This is a genomic window from Candidatus Francisella endociliophora (genome assembly GCF_000764555.1).
In the GTDB taxonomy this organism is placed as follows: domain Bacteria; phylum Pseudomonadota; class Gammaproteobacteria; order Francisellales; family Francisellaceae; genus Francisella; species Francisella endociliophora.
In genome coordinates this window covers 924,042-940,168 of sequence record NZ_CP009574.1, presented here as the reverse complement: position 1 = coordinate 940,168, position 16,127 = coordinate 924,042, and the positions used below count along the sequence as shown (strand labels likewise).

Here is a 16,127-nt window from a genome sequence, read left to right as displayed (position 1 = left end):
ATACATCAATATGTATTTATAGTTTATATTAAACGATTTCACCTGGTGTTATTTTTAGGGTTTCTAAGTCAATAAGAGCACCATAACTTTCATCTTCGCCTGCTTCTCGTATTGAGAGCTTACTAGATTCGGCATTATCAACATTTGAGAGGTCAATATTTATTGTTTGCCATTCTTGTGAGAAATCACTATGTGTATAAACTAGCTGATCTCCAAGGTAAACTTCAAAATTACTCGAGTCATCACCAGTTCTTGGATAATAGTCAAATGTTAAACTCATATTCTCGAAGTTGTGTGAAGATAAGTCGTGAGAAAGTTCTACTATTTCATTACTATCACCATCAAGCTCAGCTACTGTATCACGGCGGTCAGATATCCTATCAAAGTTATTCCAAAGTTCTATCTCTTCATCACCCCCTGAAACTTGCCAATCTCCTAAAAATGGATGATCTTTACCAATTTTTCCCCAGTCATTATCATTAACAGGTACATTTCCAAGGTCAAAATTTTCATCTGAGCTAAGCATATTGTTGTCCTTTAGAATCCTAAAAAAAGTATCAGAGCCAAAAATACAATGATTAGGTACACTAGATTGAGATAGATTCTCTCCGGATACAATACAACGCCATTTAATAGAGTCTGGAGGTACAGCTTCTGGGCGAATCATAATTTCAGCATTTCCCTTAACAACATTTGCTCCAGCTTCACCTATATTTTTAGTAATAGCTCCGTATTTATTAATTACAGAGTGTACGCCAGCAATATCATCGAACTCTTTACCATCTTTTTTGAGATCATATATTTGTCTAGCTTGGGCAGAAAGGACTGAGACTTGATCCGCTATTTTTGCACGAGTAACATAATTTGAGTATGTGGATGTAGCAAAAATAGCTAAAATTGCAATTATAGATATAGCTATAATAAGTTCAATAATCGTCAGACCTCTATTTTTTTCTGATGATTTTTTTGTTTTCTACACATATCTAAATCCTATTAATTACATATAGAATTATATCTTATTTATAAAGTTATCATCAGGCTAAAGTATTGTATCTTGGGCGTTTAGTAAGAAGGAGAAGTTAATTATTGTGATTTGACACCGATTGATGAGAGTCTTTTTTCGATAGATGGATGAGTAGAGAATAAATCTGACATATCACCACCACTGATTCCCGCACTTAGAGGATCAAATATATATGATGCTCTTCTTAGATTTTCATTTTTGTTATGTTTATAGCTATATTGAGCTTCAGCAGTTTTGCTATCTCCAGATATTTTAAGTAGGGCATTTGCCATCGGAACGTTTGTACGCATTAACTCAACAGCTCCGGCATCAGCCATATACTCTCTGGTACGGCTTAAAAATAGCATCATAAATATTGTAAATATTTGTAATACATAGCGTAAAATCATAATTATTATGAAAAAAGCAGCAGCATTATTATTACGATTGTTACTATTTCTGTTGTTTCCTGAGAAAAGAGCCGAGTAGAATAAGAAATCCATAATAATAAGCATCATATTTGATAAAACCATTGTGAAAAGGTTTAGCTTAATATCTTGGTTTCTAATATGCGTAAGCTCATGTGCCATTACAGCTTGTAATTCATCACGAGTAAGAGCATTTGCAAGCTTTGTTGTGATAGCAACCATAGCAGACTTTTCAGAATATCCAGAAGCAAAGGCATTCATGTAGTTAGCATCTATAAGAAATACTTTAGGCATATATCTCATACCAGCAGCTACTTTCATTTCTTCTACAACATTGTAAACTCTACGAGCTAATGTATCTTGATTATCAGCTGTAATTTCTTGGTATTCTGTACCAGATAGCATGATTTTGTCATACATACTAAAGGTTACAAATACCCAAATTACAGCTACACCAGAGATTATCATAGTAGCATACGGTGGAATTTGAAAAGTTGCTAATGCCCAAAATACTTTTGATATGGATAATTGTGTACCTGTATGGCTATAATAAGCATTTGCAAGCTCACCATAACGCCAAAAAGTATCTACAAAAATACCTAGTAGAAAAAAAACTACTAAAAATGTTGCAATCACAAAGTATGTGCGACGAGTGTTTTTGCGAACAACTTCTCGCCAATTTACTGAGCCATATTGCAGATTATCAGTATTTGACATTTTATAGTTCCACTCTTGATTCTTCTAGTTGAGCTTTTTTCTCTTCTGAAATATTCCAGTAGATGAAATTTTCATTTAGCTTCTTGAAGAAGCCAACAATCATGCCTGCAAAGAAAGATTTCTTATGAGCGTTATATCTCTCAATAGAGTCATTTAATGCTTGCTTTGCAAAAGCTAGTTTGTTCTCTGTAGATGTAATCTCTTCTTGAAGTTGGATTACATTTTGATTTGCTTTTAGCTCTGGATAGTTTTCAAATTGAACATTTATGCCTTTTGCTAAATCAGAAATTTGATTTTCAGCATTTATTCTTTCCTTGATATCACCATTTGCTTTTGCAAGGTTAGCTTGATTTCTAAGAGCTACAACTTGTTTTAGAGTTGTTTGTTCATAGTCCATATATTTTTTTACAACATTAACTAGTGAGTCAAAAACTTTTGCTCTACGATCAAGTTGCACATCTATTTGCTTTTCTGAATTCTTAACTGTTTCTATCTCTGCAATTAGTTTGTTATATGTCATTACAACATATACCGCTATTATTGCTACTACTATTAGTATGATTATTCCAATAGACATTTCTTCTCCTTTTTAAGTTACCTAAGTATATAAGTGGTATTAAATTTCATATTTTCAAGTGGCTTTTATGCACCTAGTTAATTTCTTGTTCCATAAACTCACAAAATGCTTTTGTAAGAGCGGTATGGTATTTCTTTTTATGTAAAAGTTTATAAAAGTTTCGTGTTAGATCTAGGTCTTTTACTTCTAGGATACTGTATTTATTTGTATCCCAAGCTTGTTGAGTAATTATCTCTGATAAGCATGCCAAGCAATCACTATTTGCAATATATTGTTTTATAGCTTCAGAGCTACGCAATGTTATAGCTTTTTTTATACTAGATACTTTATCTTCAAGAGCATTGAAAAATATTTCAAAGGTTCCTGAACCTTGCTCTCTAGTTACCCATTCATATTCTAAAAGATCTTTGAGTTTAATATTTTTTTTACCATATAGCGGGTGGTCTGCTCGGCATATAACTTTTAGATTGTCTTTTCTCCATAGGCTAGTATCAATTGCGGGACTATCACATTCTCCCTCAATAAAGCCAATATCACAAGTTAGAGACTCAACATCATGAATAATCTTTTTAGTATTGCTGGATATTATTTCAAACTCTGTTGTGGGATATAGATTTCTAAATTTAGCTATATATTTTGGTAAGATATAGTTTGCTATAGTTGTACTAGCTCCGATAGTTATTTTTCCCGATAGTTCAGAACTGCCCTCACTGAGAGTCTCAAATTCTTCTATCTCATCTAGTATTTGGATTGCTTTTGCTAAAAGGTTTTTGCCGTTATCATTAAGTTTCATACGTTTGCCAATACGATCAAATAGGGTCGTGTTGAGCATTGTCTCAAGCTGAGATAAAGACATGCTTGCTGCAGCCTGAGATATGAAGCATTTTTCAGCACCAATACTTATTGATTCAGCTTTTGCTGTATTTACAAAAACCTGCAGTTGTTTTAAGGTGATTCTCATTAGTATCTTTTAAAAATCTTATGTTTAGTAATCTTATTATAAGTATTTCTGATATTCAATATTTGAATATTTATTTTATCCAATAGTGGAGAATTGGTTATACTAAATAATCTTTAATAAATTTCTATATATCATATTTCATGAAGAAACATATTAAATATAGATGGGCAATAGTCGGTGCTGGACCTGCTGGAATGGCGGCTGTTGGTGAGCTATTAGATAACAATATTAAACCAAAAGATATTATTTGGATTGATCCGAGTTTTAAAGTAGGAGATTTTGGTGAAAAGTGGGGCGAAGTCAGTAGTAATACAACGGTAGAATTATTTCTTAGATTTTTAAATGCTATAAAATCTTTTGAGTATGAAAAAAAATCTAAAATTTTTGAGCTAGATGGTTATGAAAGTCAAACTTTTACACAACTAAAAGAAGTTACAAAAGCATTACAATGGATTACTAATAACCTATTAGAAAAAGTTGATTATAGTCTCGATACAATTAGCGATATGAAGGTTTCACAAGGTATGTGGAATTTGGATGGTATAGAATCTTCTTATATGGCTGAAAAAGTTATCTTAGCTACAGGGTCTTTACCACGATCTTTAAATATTCATAATTTTGAAATTACGAAAGAAATACATATTGCTAAAGCCCTTGCACCTAGTAAATTAAAAGAAGAACTTTTAGAGGGTGATAAAGTAGCAGTTTTTGGATCATCTCATTCAGCAATGATAATTATTAGAAGCTTGCTAGAGCTAGGAGTAAAAGATGTTGCTAACTTCTATCGTCAGCCATTAAGATATGCTGTCAATATGGGTGATTGGATACTTTATGATAATTCTGGATTAAAAGGTGAAACAGCTAAATGGGTAAGAAAGAATATTTCTCAAAATTTAGATAGTAGGGTTAAAAGATATTTATCTACAGATGAGCAAATAAGTAAACATTTGCATAAGTATAATAAAGTTATCTATGCTACAGGATTTGAGCAAAGAGTACCGAGTGTTGAAGGAATCGATGCTAGATCTTATGATCCTACGACTGGAATTATTGCACCAGGGCTTTTTGGAGCAGGTATAGCATTTCCTCGAGAAATAACAGATCCAAATGGTAATGTTGAGTTAAATGTTGGATTGTTTAAGTTTATGAACGATATTAAACATTTTTTACCATTATGGATGAAATATGATATCTAGCTTATTTTAGTAGTCGAAGAGAGTTTATTATAACAATAAAAGTTGCTCCCATATCTGCTGCGATAGCCATCCATAGAGTTGCTAAATCAACCATAGCTAGAGAGATAAATATAGCTTTAATAGCTATAGCAAAAGTTATATTCTGTTTTATTATTTTAAGAGTTCTTCTAGAGTGTTTGATTAACCATGGTAATTTTGCAATATCATCTGACATCAGAGCAATATCTGCTGTTTCTATTGCTATATCATTACCAATAGCGCCCATTGCTATACCAAGATTTGACCTTGCCAAGGCTGGAGCATCATTGATACCATCACCAATCATAGCGACACTTTTGTATTTGTTGACTATTTCCTCAACTTTACTAACTTTGTCTTCTGGTAGAAATTCCGCATAGAACGTATCAATACCTGCTTGTTTAGAGATAGTTTTTGCTGTTCCAGTATTATCACCAGTAAGCATTATAGTTTGTGAGATTCCTAACTCTTTAAGTTGAGCTAAAGAGTCACGAATATTAGTTTTTATAGTGTCTTGAATAGCAATAGCACCTAACATTTTATGATTGTCACCAACAAAAATTAAAGTATAGCCATCATTTCCAAGTTGAGAAGCTTGTTGATGTAAGGCCTCATCTAAACAAAGATTTTTTTCATGGGCAAAAGCATGACTTCCAAGCCAAAATTGTGAGTTATTAACTTCTCCAGAAATTCCTTTACCACTAATAACATTAGTATTTGCAGCATTTGCAAAATTTATACTGTTATTATTAGCATGGTCAATAATTGCTTTGGCTATTGGGTGATCAACAGAATTTTCTAAGCTAGCTGCTATAGCTATTAATTGATGTTCCGAGAAATTATTTGTTGCTAATATATTGGTAACAGAAGGTTTGCCTTGTGTTAATGTTCCAGTTTTGTCAAAAGCAATCGCTTTAAGTTTTGCTGGGATTTCTATAAAACTGCCACCTTTGATAAGAATACCATTTCTAGCAGCTCTTGCTAAGCTTGAGACAATTGAAATAGGCGTTGATATGACTAATGCACAAGGACATGCTATAACTAATATAACTAGTGCTTGGTATATCCATTTCAGCCAAGAATCTGCTAATAAAAGAGGAGGGATAATAGCTACTATTAAAGCAAATATAATCATCGTAGGAGTATAAACTCTGGCAAATTTATCTACCCATTTTTCAGACTCAGAACGCTTTGATTGAGCATGTTCAACTGCTTGAATAATTTTTGCAACAGATGAGTTATCAGCAGTTTTTGTAGTTTTGATTTCAATTGTCGCGTTGCCGTTTATACTACCAGCAAAAACTTCATCATTGATATTTTTTTCTACAGGTATTGATTCACCTGTTATAGGAGCCTGATTTATAAAACTATTACCTTTGATAATAACTCCATCAAGAGCAATTTTTTGTCCCGGTTTTATAAGCACTCTTTTGCCAACATTAATTTCAGCAATAGGTTTTTCTTCAAATTGCTTATCATGACAGCAGTAGACTAAGGCCGTATCAGGAGTTAGATTCATTAACTTTGTTATTGCAGAGCGTGCATTACCTACACTCCATGATTCAAGTAGAAGGGAAAAAGCAAACAAAAAGCTAACTACAGCAGCTTCAAAAAACTGTCCTATAATAATCGCCCCAAGTATGGCAATTACCATAAGTAGATTCATATCCGCATCGAATCTCTTGATTGCAGAAAAAGCTTTAGGAAAAACAAACCAACTCCCAAAGAAAATAGCTAGAATATAACTAACCTGTGAGACCAGAGGAGATGTTTGAGAGCCTGCTTCATCTCCAATAAAAGCATGTGTAAATCCATGATCTATGCCATGATAAATATAAGCTAATATAATCAATAAGCCACTAATGGAAGTTGTTATTAATTTAGCATATTTATTCAAAAAATTACTATTTTGATCCTTGGTGATATAGTCATCCCATGATGAAGCATTTAATCCAGATTTTTTTATTAGAGAGATAATCTCTTTCTGAGAAATATCTTGATCTTTAATTGAGAGCTTACCATTTAATAGATCAAATTCCATATTATCTTCAGGAATTTTTTTATTTAGAGCTTTTTTGATAATGTTGACTTCTTCAACACAATCTAGACCATATATTTTGAATCTTAAATATTGATTATCACTCATATAATACTTTCCTTTGCATGTATTTCAGGTAGGTGCTCAAAATCTTCTTTGATCATTTGTTTTATTAGCTTTTGATCACTTTGAATAGTTTCATCATCAGTAAGCATTTTAAATAGCCAATTTAACTGCTCTTGATATACAGAATTAAAATAAAAGTAGTGAAATCTACCTTGTTTTCGCTTATGAATAAAACCATTACGTCTGAGTATGTCTAGATGTTTAGATATTGTTGAATTGGCAAGTTTGAATATATGTGCGAGATGACAAAGACATACTTCATGCTGATATATTACCATCAAAATTCTAATTCTAGTTTCATCACCAATAGCTTTTTGGAAGTCTACAATGTTTGCTAATTTCATCTTCTAAAACTATATTTCGCTAAATAACGAAATGATATTGATTATCAGAACAATAATCAAGACCTTTATATAGCAAATTTTTATTTCATTTTTTAAAAATAGTGCTAAAATCCCCTCACTTTAAATTTAGGAGTATCTTAAAGTGCCTAAAAAAATTATCGGATTGATATTGTTTGTTTTTATATTAGCAACTAGCTATGCAAGTGGTAATTATGCAAATGATACATATATAAATAATGTTGTAAAAACCTTTGGTTTGCCGAGTAATCAAAATATAAAACTTTTAGATATAAAAGATCACCAGCAAACTACAGATTATACATGTGGCCCAGCTGCTGTCATGAGCTTACTTAATTACTATGGAATGCTTAAAGACTCACAAATGAATCATGCTACAGAGTTAAAGATAGCCAAAGAAATGGATACGGATGAAGATTATGGAACAAACGCTGAGCAAATTGCAAATTGGCTGGAAAAAAATGGTTTTGAAGTGAAGTATGGCACAAAAGGAGATGTTAAATTACTCTATCAAAATATAGACAAAGGTATACCTGTGCTAGTCGATTGGATAGATTGGGGAGGGCATTGGACTTTAGTCTCAGGCTATCAAAAACTTGGTAAGTCTATTGATGATGACAAAGATACTCTTTTTATGATCGATCCAGCGGTACATTTTAATAATGTCAAAACAGTTTATGGGCTTAGTACAATAAACCCCGATAGATTTCAATATATGTGGCAAGACTCAAAAGGTGTAGAAGGTATATATGTGATAGCTTACCCTAAAGACTCTAAGCTTGTTGCTGGTGAATAATCCCCAGGTTTGTGGATATATCTTGGATATTATTTAATGCTTCACAATCGCCATTTAGCTCGCAATTTGAATCGATATATATTTTGTCAGATTCTTGACAGGTATTGTCGATAGTACACTGTAAACCATCTTTGATAATATAAATTCTTCTTCCATCAGCATCTCTATAGAATTGAAAATTTGATGGATCTACTGCATTTGCACCATTACCGTTTGTATTATTATTGTTTCCATTTCCATTGCTAGGGCTATCTGTAGTATTCCCATTTCCATTTCCAGAAGTGTCAGTCTTGTTGCTATTCCCATTTCCATTTTTGGTGGTATCAGTTTTATTACCACCACCTTTTTCATTATTGGTTTTTTCTTTCTTCGCAGCTACAGAAAGATTTATAGAAAAGATAATACAAAATAAAACAAATAGTTTTTTGAAGTGATTTTTCATTTAAACACCTGTACTTATTTGATTAAGAATGTTTCCATCTAAATCTTTTATATATACATTAGTTGTCGTAGTAACAAATTCAAGACCATATTTTATAACTATATTTTCAATAGTTTCTCCATTATAAGTTTGCTCTTGTGGAGTATTAAGTGCATTTGTACCAAAGGTATAAAGATATTTATATGAATTACTACTATCATAAATTATTACATAAGAGCTATATTCATCTTTTTTAACTATAATCGGTTTATTTTCAATTGGAATTATAAGTGGTATTTCTGCGCCTAACGTTAGGATATTATTATCGGTATAATTAAGCGGTATAAAGTTATTTCCAACAAAAATAAAAATAGAAGATTTATCAAAGTTTGAATTTTGATCTAATACGGAACTATAAACATTATCTTGAGCTCCAATATTAATAGCAGTTGAGTTGACTAAACTTGTAGAAAACAAATTTGTATTAGCAATATATTTTGAACTGTAAATATCTAAAGTTTTCTTTTTTGTCTCATCTAATACTAGTAATTCAGGTGTATTTGAATACGTTGGATAATACCAGTCAATATCCAATATTTGATTGAATGACTGCGAGTTGTTTATAGCTACTCCAAGATCATACTTAGCTTGGGTCGGGTTATTTACAAGATTATTAATAGTTGTTTTAAGTACTTTAATATTAGTGCTATCGTATAGTGTAATTAAGATAGTCCAATGACCATCTTCTAAATTCCAACCAGTTTTTATTTTATAGTCGCTACTAAGATTTAATGATGATGTTGATATCGTATCTACCGTGTTACCGATGTTAATTATAAAAGAGTCACTGGATTTTTGTATATAGCCAACAAAACCTCTTTCAGAATCTAAAATACTATTTTCACTAAGGTGGTAATCTTTTTGACTCTGAGACATTCTCTTAGTGCTTATATAAGGGATGTTAATAGGAATATTATCACCATTATAGTTTATCATTGAATTTTTGGGCAATTGATTTAGAACGAGATTCTTACTGTCTTTTAGAATATCTCCATAATAAAGCTTATGAGAAATAGTAGAGCTAACGTATAGAGGTTCTGTATCATATAAGAGACTATTTATATTATTAGTAGCGAATAGGGGATCTATTGAAGTAACAGTATTCACAGATTTATAGTCACCAAACATTTTTTCACCAAGGTGATTATAGTCGATATCTGGAAGTTCTGTTTCATGGTTTTTTTTAATAATTGCCTGATTAATTCTATCTGTTTCATCTTTTGATAAAAGGCTATTAATAGAAGTTACATTTTTTTTTGCAATGTATGTAACAGTTGATGCTGTAGCTAATACTGCAAAACCAATAATTAGCATAGATGATAATGAAGAGCCTTTTATTTTAGAACTTAATTTCATTTATAAATGCCTTATCATAATAAAACTATTTTGCTAAAGTTTTCACTATTTATTGTAAACGAGAATTTTAGTGCAGAAGTATCCAAAGTGTCAACATCAACATCATTAGATACATTATTCCAAATAATACTGTTATTATCTACAGTTGCATAACTAACTTTTAGGTTATTAACTCCACTAACGAGTTCATAAGCTTGCCCTGCATTAGCACCACTTTTTATATATAAAAACAATGAGTATATGTCATTACCATCACTATCAACTCTACCACTGTCACCTATGTAAAATAAGAGTATTTCAAACTTCCCGACATAGTCACCTGTAATATACTGCCCAGTCGCAGGATTAGTTAATGTTATATCATTTTGATTGATAGTTGAAACTTTTACTAGATCTACTTGCTGGCTATTGCAGAGAGTTAAGTAGTCGCCAGTTGCTATACCTTCAGATGAGTCTAGGTTTAATGTTGAATTAATTAGATTTCCTGACAATGTTGCCGATTTAACTTGTCTTTTTACCATGATGTAATCTGTGTCATTTTGATAACACGTTCCTAAACATTCTGCTCCTAGGTTTGTTTCTAGATAATCTGAGATATTTGGAGTAATATTTCCAATACGTATGTTTGAGGAGTCTGTTAAAAAGCTATCACCAGATAAGTCATCTCCAGTATTGTTTGTATAGGTTTGAGAGCTTGTTCCATAAGCACATGATAGTCCAGAGCCAATGATGCTATCATAGATAGCTTGCTTAACAGTCAGTTCTTTGACATCAGCATCAGCTTTTTCAGTTGAGCTCTTATAAAAATCTTTGATATTTAGGTAGATATTGATAGCTATAGATGATGCTATGATAGATAGTGTAACGGCAACAAGTAGCTCAACAAGACTTAAACCATAGTTTTTTTGCCGGCTAATATTTATCACAACGGTTATACAATAGCATTAATATAAAAATATATTATAGCATTTGTTGCTCTTTGTAGAAAACAAGTTAAATTTAGCTGATTTTTGATACTTCTCTTGATACCTGCAGATTAAAGTCAGTGTTATTGGCTTCAAATTTAATTAAGTCAGGATCTTCCTCAACATCAAATTGGGAGAAAGTCATACTACCAGAAGAGCTAGTGTTAAATGTTCCAAGTATTGCATATTCATCGATTCTTTCATCTAGAGCATCTGTGAGTCTTACCTTCTTATCTGCTAGTGTAGAGGTTGTGATAGTAGATGATATGACTAGTGAGAAAGTAGTCATAATAAAAAGCATAATAGCAATTGATATAACAGATTCTATCAAAGATATTCCTTTAATACTTTTATACTGTTTTAACTGCATCTATGCTATGGTTTAGAAAAAATTATTAACGATATTAACATATTTCTTTAATATAAAAAATTGCTATCTAAAATATGCATTAAGAGGCTAAGGTTAATGTTGGTGCTGAAAAAGTTTGACTAGAAAAACTATTTACTTGATATAAACCATAGCCGTAAGATGACGAAATAATTCCTAAAACCGTAACTGCTGCTAAAATAAATTTTTTCATTTTTCTTTCTCACTAAGTACTATTTAATTTTATGATTCTATTATTTCATTAGTATTGTTAAATGTTAAATATATTGATTTTATGAGTAGTATAAGGAAAAGTTATTGTGTTTTGGTGTTTACTCTTTAGCAACTATCGAATATAGTAAAAGTAATGTTGTCTTTATATTTCTTTTTATGCAAAAAAATATACTTGTTTTAGGCGCTGGTGCTTGGGGTACAGCGTTAGCGTTACAGTTAGCTTATAAAGGACATAATGTGAAAATAAACTCTTGGCGAGCTGAGCATAATCAACAAATGCTAAAAGATCATAATAATGCTAAATATTTACCAAGTATTGAAAAATTTCCAGCAAATTTAGAAGCTGTATGCGATTGGCAAGCAGGTATAACTAAGTTTGATGATATTTTGGTGGCAACTCCTAGCTCTGGATTTAAGAAAACTATTTCTGAATTAAAAGAATATCTTCAACCTCATCAAAACATAATTAGTGCAACAAAAGGTTTTTGTCATGATACTTATGCTCTTTTAAGTGAAATAGTAGAGGACATTTTACCAGCAACTAAGTTTGCTTTGTTAACTGGTCCAAGCTTCGCAAAAGAAGTTGCTAATAAGCTCCCAACAGCGGTAGTTATAGCTTCAAAAGATATTGAATATGCAAAGTATGTTCAAGAACTTTTTAGTAATGAGAATTTTAGATGTTATACAACTACAGATATTATTGGTGCCCAAGTTGGTGGAGCTGTAAAAAATGTTTTAGCAATTGCTGCTGGTACAGCTAGTGGTATGGAATTTGGTGTAAATGCTCATGCTGCACTTATAACAAGAGGTTTAGCTGAAATTAAGAAGTTGGGGCTTAAACTAGGTGCAGATGTTGAAACATTTATGGGGTTGAGTTGTCTTGGTGACTTATTATTAACTTGTTCAGATAATCAGTCGCGTAACCGTAGATTTGGCCTTTACTTAGGGCAAGGTATGACAATAGAGGAATCTCTTAAAGAAGTTAATAATGTTGTTGAGGGTTATTCTACTGCGAAGGCTGTTTATAAGCTCGCTAGAAAACATGATGTTGATATGCCATTAGTTTTTGCAACTTATAGAGTTTTATATGAAGCTGTTGATCCAAAAGATATGGTCAAAGAGTTAATGACTCGCCAATTAAAAAATGAAAATTAAAGCTAAGTTTTCAGTATCTATACAGTAATCGCCACTGCATAAAGTTATAACTATCCTCCCGCGACTTCTTTAGGAACATAATCTTTTAGATTAGTTTCTTGCATTCTAACTCTAGTATTAAATGCATAATCACCAACTTTGACAAGTGGTTTTACAAAAGCTGAATTTTCCCATAGAGAACTATCTTTAACAGAATCAAATGAGTTCAGCGTTGAACAAATTATTGCAAAGATGAAACTAAAACGAACAAATGCTATAAAGAAAGCAAATAGGGTATTTGATAAGCTTTCTTTTTCTTTATTATTACGCATAAAAATTTTCATAACTCCAAATATTATTAAATATGCGCAAATTAAAACTAGAACAAATGAAACAATATAAGCTGTATTTGGGTCAGTTATTAATGAGTTTATATATGTCTGCTGTATTTTTTGAGCTAATATACCTGCCATTACAACGGCGAATATCATAAGAATAAATAAAACTATATTCTTAAATAAACCTTTTACTGCTGCAAAAAGACTTAATATGAAAATGACAATAATTATTAAAATATCTAAAAAATTAATACTTTCTAGAAACTCCATATATTTTATCCTATAGTTATATCTTTTATTTGATTTAAGTTTGTAATTCCAATTACTTCTATACCTTCGGTTTTAAGTGATTTTGAGATATTGGCTTGAGGAACGATAATCTTTTTAAATCCATGTTTTTTTGCTTCATTGATTCTCTCTACTCCATAAGGAATAGGACGAATTTCTCCAGATAATCCAACTTCTCCCATTATAAGCATATCATGAGGAATCTCTATTTCTTTTATGCTAGAATAGATTATCAAAATAAGTGCTAGATCTATACTTGTCTCAGATATTTTAATCCCTCCAACAACATTTAAAAAGACATCTTTATCATATAAATCTAAGTGCATATAGCGTTGAATCACCGCTAAGATCATTGCTAAACGATTACTATCAATACCGACACATAATCTACGTGGAGGTTGATTAATATTTTTATCAACAACTAGAGATTGTAGTTCTACTAAAAGAGGGCGAGTGCCTTCCCAAACAGATACTATTACACTACCAATTAGATTTGTGCGACCATTATTCAGGAATATCGCTGAAGGGTTTTTGACTTCTTGCATTCCTTTATCTGTCATTGCAAATACGCCAATTTCATTGACAGCACCAAATCTATTTTTAAGAGCTCGCATCATGCGATATCTACCGTTATCTTGAGATTCTATAAATATCACAGCATCAACAATATGCTCAAGAACTCTTGGGCCTGCAACCTCTCCTGATTTTGTTACATGACCAATTAAGAATATAGAAATTTCATGTTGCTTAGCAATTTGGGTGATATATGCAGTTGACTCTCTTACTTGAGAGACACCACCAACCATAGATGAGATTTCGGGGTTATACATAGTTTGAATCGAGTCAATCACGATAACTTCAGGCTTCTGTTCAATTATATAACTAGCGATTTGTTCAATATTTGTTTCGCACATAACTAGCAGGTTATCTTTTGGTAGATTTAACCTTTCAGCTCTTAGTGCAATTTGTTCTAGAGATTCTTCACCACTTACATATAGTACTTTTTTATTTAAGGATAAAAATGACATTATCTGTAGGAGTATTGAGGATTTACCAATGCCAGGGTCTCCACCAACTAATGTTACTGACCCTCTAACAATACCTCCTCCGAGCACTCTATCAAACTCAGATATACTAGTTGTAGTACGAGAATACTCTTTACCTTTGATATTTGATAGAGCAGTTGCTTTTGAAGTACTTCCAGAAAAACCTGAACGAGCTTTAGGAGTTTTTTTAGGATCAGCTTTTATCTCTTCTACAAAAGTGTTCCATTGATTACAGCTATGACATTGACCTTGCCAACGAGGAGAAGATGCTCCACATTCTTGACAAATAAATACTGTTTTTTGTTTTGCCATAATAGTTTATTTTACTTTATAACCTAATAGGTATTTTGAGAGAATTCTATCTGTTTCAGGAGCGTTTGGGCCAATAAACTGGACTATATAACGATATTTGCTACTATTTTCCTCTGATGAGGCACGTAAATTAGGAGGGAATACAGAAATAATTCTTGCTTCACAACCAACTTGCTCTTTTAATTCTGTTAAAGTCACGGATATTCTTATAATATCGTGTAGCTTTAAAAGTCTCTTTGCACCAATTTCCATGCCACCATGCTTGATTGCTTTAACATAGTGATTATATAGTTGATCACGCTGGTCAAATGTATATTCGACCTCTAGCTTAATATCTTCTTCAGCATAATCAACACTTAAATGCCCCTCTACTATATCACTGTTTTCATCTTCATGATTGTCTTCTTCTACAGTGGTATCAGCTTTAGTTACATTAACATCTTCTTCAGATTTTATACTATCCTCATCCTCATCTTCAACTAAAGAAGGGTCAAGATCTAAGCCACCATTACTACTATCTAGGTCAATTTCGATAATATTGACATTTTCATCATCATTTTCATCTGGATCTTCAGAGGTATCATAATCTGTGTCATATTGAGTAGCTGGAGAATCTTCTAATTCATTCTCAAAATCATCATCTGATAAAATATCATCAGTTAGATCATCTTCTCTTTGTGGTATTTTTTTTGTTTTTTCTTCTAGCATACCGCCTCTAGGATTATTGCTAGAAGGTTTGTTTTTATTGTTGCTTGCAGTTCCTTTTTTTAGAAGATCTAGTCTACTCATTTACCTGCCTCTTTGATCTTGATCGAAATATTCTGTAGCTTAGGTATATAATACTTGAAACTAAGATAAGTATAAATATTGATGGGTATTTATTATGAGATATCCAAAGTTTAATATCAGCATGGTCAATAAATCTCAAAATAGTATGGCCACATAAATATCCCAAAGATATATAAATAACAGACCAAAAAAAACTACTTATACTGTCAAGAAGTACAAACTTGAGTTTATTAACTTTACTAAGTCCAACAATTAGGATTGTTATTGTTCTAAGTCCATACAAGAATCTTATGCTAAGTATTACTATATTTTCATGTTTTTCTAAGAGTTTAAGAGAGTGTTGAGCTTTGTAACTCCATGAGGCTTTTTTTTTGATTATTTTCTGACCCACAAATTTCGAGAGTATAAAAATTGAGTTATCATGGAAAATTGCGCCAATTGTGGCAGCGATGATTACTAATGGATAGTCAAATAGTCCAGCTGCCGCAGCAACTCCAACCATTATAAGAAAAATTTCTCCTTCAATGAAAACAGCTAAAGCAACAGCCAAGTATCCCCAGTCAATTAAGAGCTTCCAAAACTCATGTTCACCCAT

18 protein-coding genes are annotated in these 16,127 nt (G+C 31.9%); 3 read left to right on the top strand and 15 right to left on the bottom strand.

Annotated elements, in window-relative coordinates:
* Nucleotides 1-28: 28 nt before the first annotated feature.
* The 4 genes from QI37_RS10460 to QI37_RS04615 form a co-directional block, all read right to left on the bottom strand.
* The gene (locus QI37_RS10460) at nt 29-280 is read right to left on the bottom strand and encodes a hypothetical protein (protein ID WP_040008988.1); all 252 of its coding nucleotides are present in this window, start codon (nt 278-280) and stop codon (nt 29-31) included.
* Nucleotides 281-1,083: 803 nt separating this feature from the next.
* Nucleotides 1,084-2,148 carry a zinc metalloprotease HtpX gene (gene htpX, locus QI37_RS04625; RefSeq protein ID WP_040008985.1) on the bottom strand — a complete coding sequence of 355 codons (1,065 nt, stop codon included), beginning with the start codon at nt 2,146-2,148 and terminating at the stop codon, nt 1,084-1,086.
* A 1-nt stretch (nt 2,149) separates the two neighbouring features.
* Nucleotides 2,150-2,725, bottom strand: coding sequence for a LemA family protein (locus QI37_RS04620; protein WP_040008984.1), 576 nt, complete (start codon nt 2,723-2,725; stop codon nt 2,150-2,152).
* A gap of 73 nt (nt 2,726-2,798) precedes the next feature.
* A complete protein-coding gene (locus QI37_RS04615) occupies nt 2,799-3,686 on the bottom strand; it encodes a LysR substrate-binding domain-containing protein (protein WP_040008982.1) in 888 nt (295 codons plus the stop codon).
* 140 nt (nt 3,687-3,826) lie between these two features.
* Here QI37_RS04615 and QI37_RS04610 point away from each other — a divergent pair, with 140 nt between their 5' ends.
* Nucleotides 3,827-4,882 carry an FAD-dependent oxidoreductase gene (locus QI37_RS04610; RefSeq protein WP_040008980.1) on the top strand — a complete coding sequence of 352 codons (1,056 nt, stop codon included), beginning with the start codon at nt 3,827-3,829 and terminating at the stop codon, nt 4,880-4,882.
* A 1-nt stretch (nt 4,883) separates the two neighbouring features.
* Here the strand turns inward: QI37_RS04610 and QI37_RS04605 are convergent, their stop codons facing one another.
* Nucleotides 4,884-7,046, bottom strand: a complete 2,163-nt coding sequence (locus tag QI37_RS04605) for a heavy metal translocating P-type ATPase (RefSeq protein WP_040008977.1) — start codon at nt 7,044-7,046, stop codon at nt 4,884-4,886.
* Nucleotides 7,043-7,408: an ArsR/SmtB family transcription factor gene (locus QI37_RS04600; RefSeq protein WP_040008975.1), complete on the bottom strand. Its 366-nt coding sequence runs from the start codon at nt 7,406-7,408 to the stop codon at nt 7,043-7,045. The genes QI37_RS04605 and QI37_RS04600 overlap by 4 nt, the downstream gene beginning before the upstream one ends.
* Before the next feature lie 142 nt (nt 7,409-7,550).
* Between QI37_RS04600 and QI37_RS04595 the strand changes: the two genes are divergently transcribed.
* Complete coding sequence (locus QI37_RS04595; RefSeq protein ID WP_040008972.1) at nt 7,551-8,222, top strand: C39 family peptidase; 672 nt, start codon at nt 7,551-7,553, stop codon at nt 8,220-8,222.
* On the opposite strand, the gene QI37_RS04590 is transcribed toward QI37_RS04595, so the two are convergent.
* From QI37_RS04590 to QI37_RS10415, 5 genes are all read right to left on the bottom strand, one after another.
* On the bottom strand, nt 8,200-8,664 hold the full coding sequence (locus QI37_RS04590; protein ID WP_040008970.1) for a hypothetical protein: 465 nt from the start codon (nt 8,662-8,664) through the stop codon (nt 8,200-8,202). The two genes, QI37_RS04595 and QI37_RS04590, sit on opposite strands and share 23 nt — an antisense overlap.
* Entirely contained in the window at nt 8,665-10,059 is a 1,395-nt protein-coding gene (locus QI37_RS04585; protein WP_040008968.1) for a hypothetical protein, read from the bottom strand.
* A gap of 14 nt (nt 10,060-10,073) precedes the next feature.
* Nucleotides 10,074-10,985: a hypothetical protein gene (locus QI37_RS04580; RefSeq protein ID WP_052399154.1), complete on the bottom strand. Its 912-nt coding sequence runs from the start codon at nt 10,983-10,985 to the stop codon at nt 10,074-10,076.
* Between the two features lie 73 nt (nt 10,986-11,058).
* Nucleotides 11,059-11,394 carry a hypothetical protein gene (locus QI37_RS04575; RefSeq protein WP_040008966.1) on the bottom strand — a complete coding sequence of 112 codons (336 nt, stop codon included), beginning with the start codon at nt 11,392-11,394 and terminating at the stop codon, nt 11,059-11,061.
* Nucleotides 11,395-11,473: 79 nt separating this feature from the next.
* Complete coding sequence (locus tag QI37_RS10415) at nt 11,474-11,605, bottom strand: hypothetical protein (RefSeq protein ID WP_268746177.1); 132 nt, start codon at nt 11,603-11,605, stop codon at nt 11,474-11,476.
* Between the two features lie 176 nt (nt 11,606-11,781).
* Between QI37_RS10415 and QI37_RS04570 the strand changes: the two genes are divergently transcribed.
* A complete protein-coding gene (locus QI37_RS04570; protein ID WP_040010705.1) occupies nt 11,782-12,780 on the top strand; it encodes an NAD(P)H-dependent glycerol-3-phosphate dehydrogenase in 999 nt (332 codons plus the stop codon).
* Between the two features lie 50 nt (nt 12,781-12,830).
* On the opposite strand, the gene QI37_RS04565 is transcribed toward QI37_RS04570, so the two are convergent.
* From QI37_RS04565 to QI37_RS04550, 4 genes are read right to left on the bottom strand one after another with little or no spacing between them, the layout of a single operon-like run.
* Entirely contained in the window at nt 12,831-13,367 is a 537-nt protein-coding gene (locus QI37_RS04565; RefSeq protein ID WP_040008964.1) for a CvpA family protein, read from the bottom strand.
* A 5-nt stretch (nt 13,368-13,372) separates the two neighbouring features.
* Entirely contained in the window at nt 13,373-14,743 is a 1,371-nt protein-coding gene (radA, locus tag QI37_RS04560) for a DNA repair protein RadA (protein WP_040008961.1), read from the bottom strand.
* A 6-nt stretch (nt 14,744-14,749) separates the two neighbouring features.
* Complete coding sequence (locus QI37_RS04555; RefSeq protein WP_040008958.1) at nt 14,750-15,532, bottom strand: hypothetical protein; 783 nt, start codon at nt 15,530-15,532, stop codon at nt 14,750-14,752.
* On the bottom strand, nt 15,525-16,127 hold the full coding sequence (locus QI37_RS04550; protein ID WP_040008955.1) for a DedA family protein: 603 nt from the start codon (nt 16,125-16,127) through the stop codon (nt 15,525-15,527). Before QI37_RS04550 ends, QI37_RS04555 begins: the two co-directional genes overlap by 8 nt.

Excerpts from the sequence above, each read along its gene's own strand:
- htpX (WP_040008985.1), bottom strand. The coding sequence starts at position 2,148 with ATGTCAAATACTGATAATCTGCAATATGGCTCAGTAAATTGGCGAGAA.
- QI37_RS04565 (WP_040008964.1), bottom strand. The coding sequence starts at position 13,367 with ATGGAGTTTCTAGAAAGTATTAATTTTTTAGATATTTTAATAATTATT.
- QI37_RS04555 (WP_040008958.1), bottom strand. The coding sequence starts at position 15,532 with ATGAGTAGACTAGATCTTCTAAAAAAAGGAACTGCAAGCAACAATAAA.
- QI37_RS04605 (WP_040008977.1), bottom strand. The coding sequence starts at position 7,046 with ATGAGTGATAATCAATATTTAAGATTCAAAATATATGGTCTAGATTGT.
- QI37_RS04620 (WP_040008984.1), bottom strand. The coding sequence starts at position 2,725 with ATGTCTATTGGAATAATCATACTAATAGTAGTAGCAATAATAGCGGTA.
- radA (WP_040008961.1), bottom strand. The coding sequence starts at position 14,743 with ATGGCAAAACAAAAAACAGTATTTATTTGTCAAGAATGTGGAGCATCT.
- QI37_RS04550 (WP_040008955.1), bottom strand. The coding sequence starts at position 16,127 with ATGGGTGAACATGAGTTTTGGAAGCTCTTAATTGACTGGGGATACTTG.
- QI37_RS04570 (WP_040010705.1), top strand. The coding sequence starts at position 11,782 with ATGCAAAAAAATATACTTGTTTTAGGCGCTGGTGCTTGGGGTACAGCG.
- QI37_RS04575 (WP_040008966.1), bottom strand. The coding sequence starts at position 11,394 with ATGCAGTTAAAACAGTATAAAAGTATTAAAGGAATATCTTTGATAGAA.
- QI37_RS04610 (WP_040008980.1), top strand. The coding sequence starts at position 3,827 with ATGAAGAAACATATTAAATATAGATGGGCAATAGTCGGTGCTGGACCT.
- QI37_RS10460 (WP_040008988.1), bottom strand. The coding sequence starts at position 280 with ATGAGTTTAACATTTGACTATTATCCAAGAACTGGTGATGACTCGAGT.
- QI37_RS04615 (WP_040008982.1), bottom strand. The coding sequence starts at position 3,686 with ATGAGAATCACCTTAAAACAACTGCAGGTTTTTGTAAATACAGCAAAA.
- QI37_RS04600 (WP_040008975.1), bottom strand. The coding sequence starts at position 7,408 with ATGAAATTAGCAAACATTGTAGACTTCCAAAAAGCTATTGGTGATGAA.
- QI37_RS04585 (WP_040008968.1), bottom strand. The coding sequence starts at position 10,059 with ATGAAATTAAGTTCTAAAATAAAAGGCTCTTCATTATCATCTATGCTA.
- QI37_RS04590 (WP_040008970.1), bottom strand. The coding sequence starts at position 8,664 with ATGAAAAATCACTTCAAAAAACTATTTGTTTTATTTTGTATTATCTTT.
- QI37_RS10415 (WP_268746177.1), bottom strand. The coding sequence starts at position 11,605 with ATGAAAAAATTTATTTTAGCAGCAGTTACGGTTTTAGGAATTATTTCG.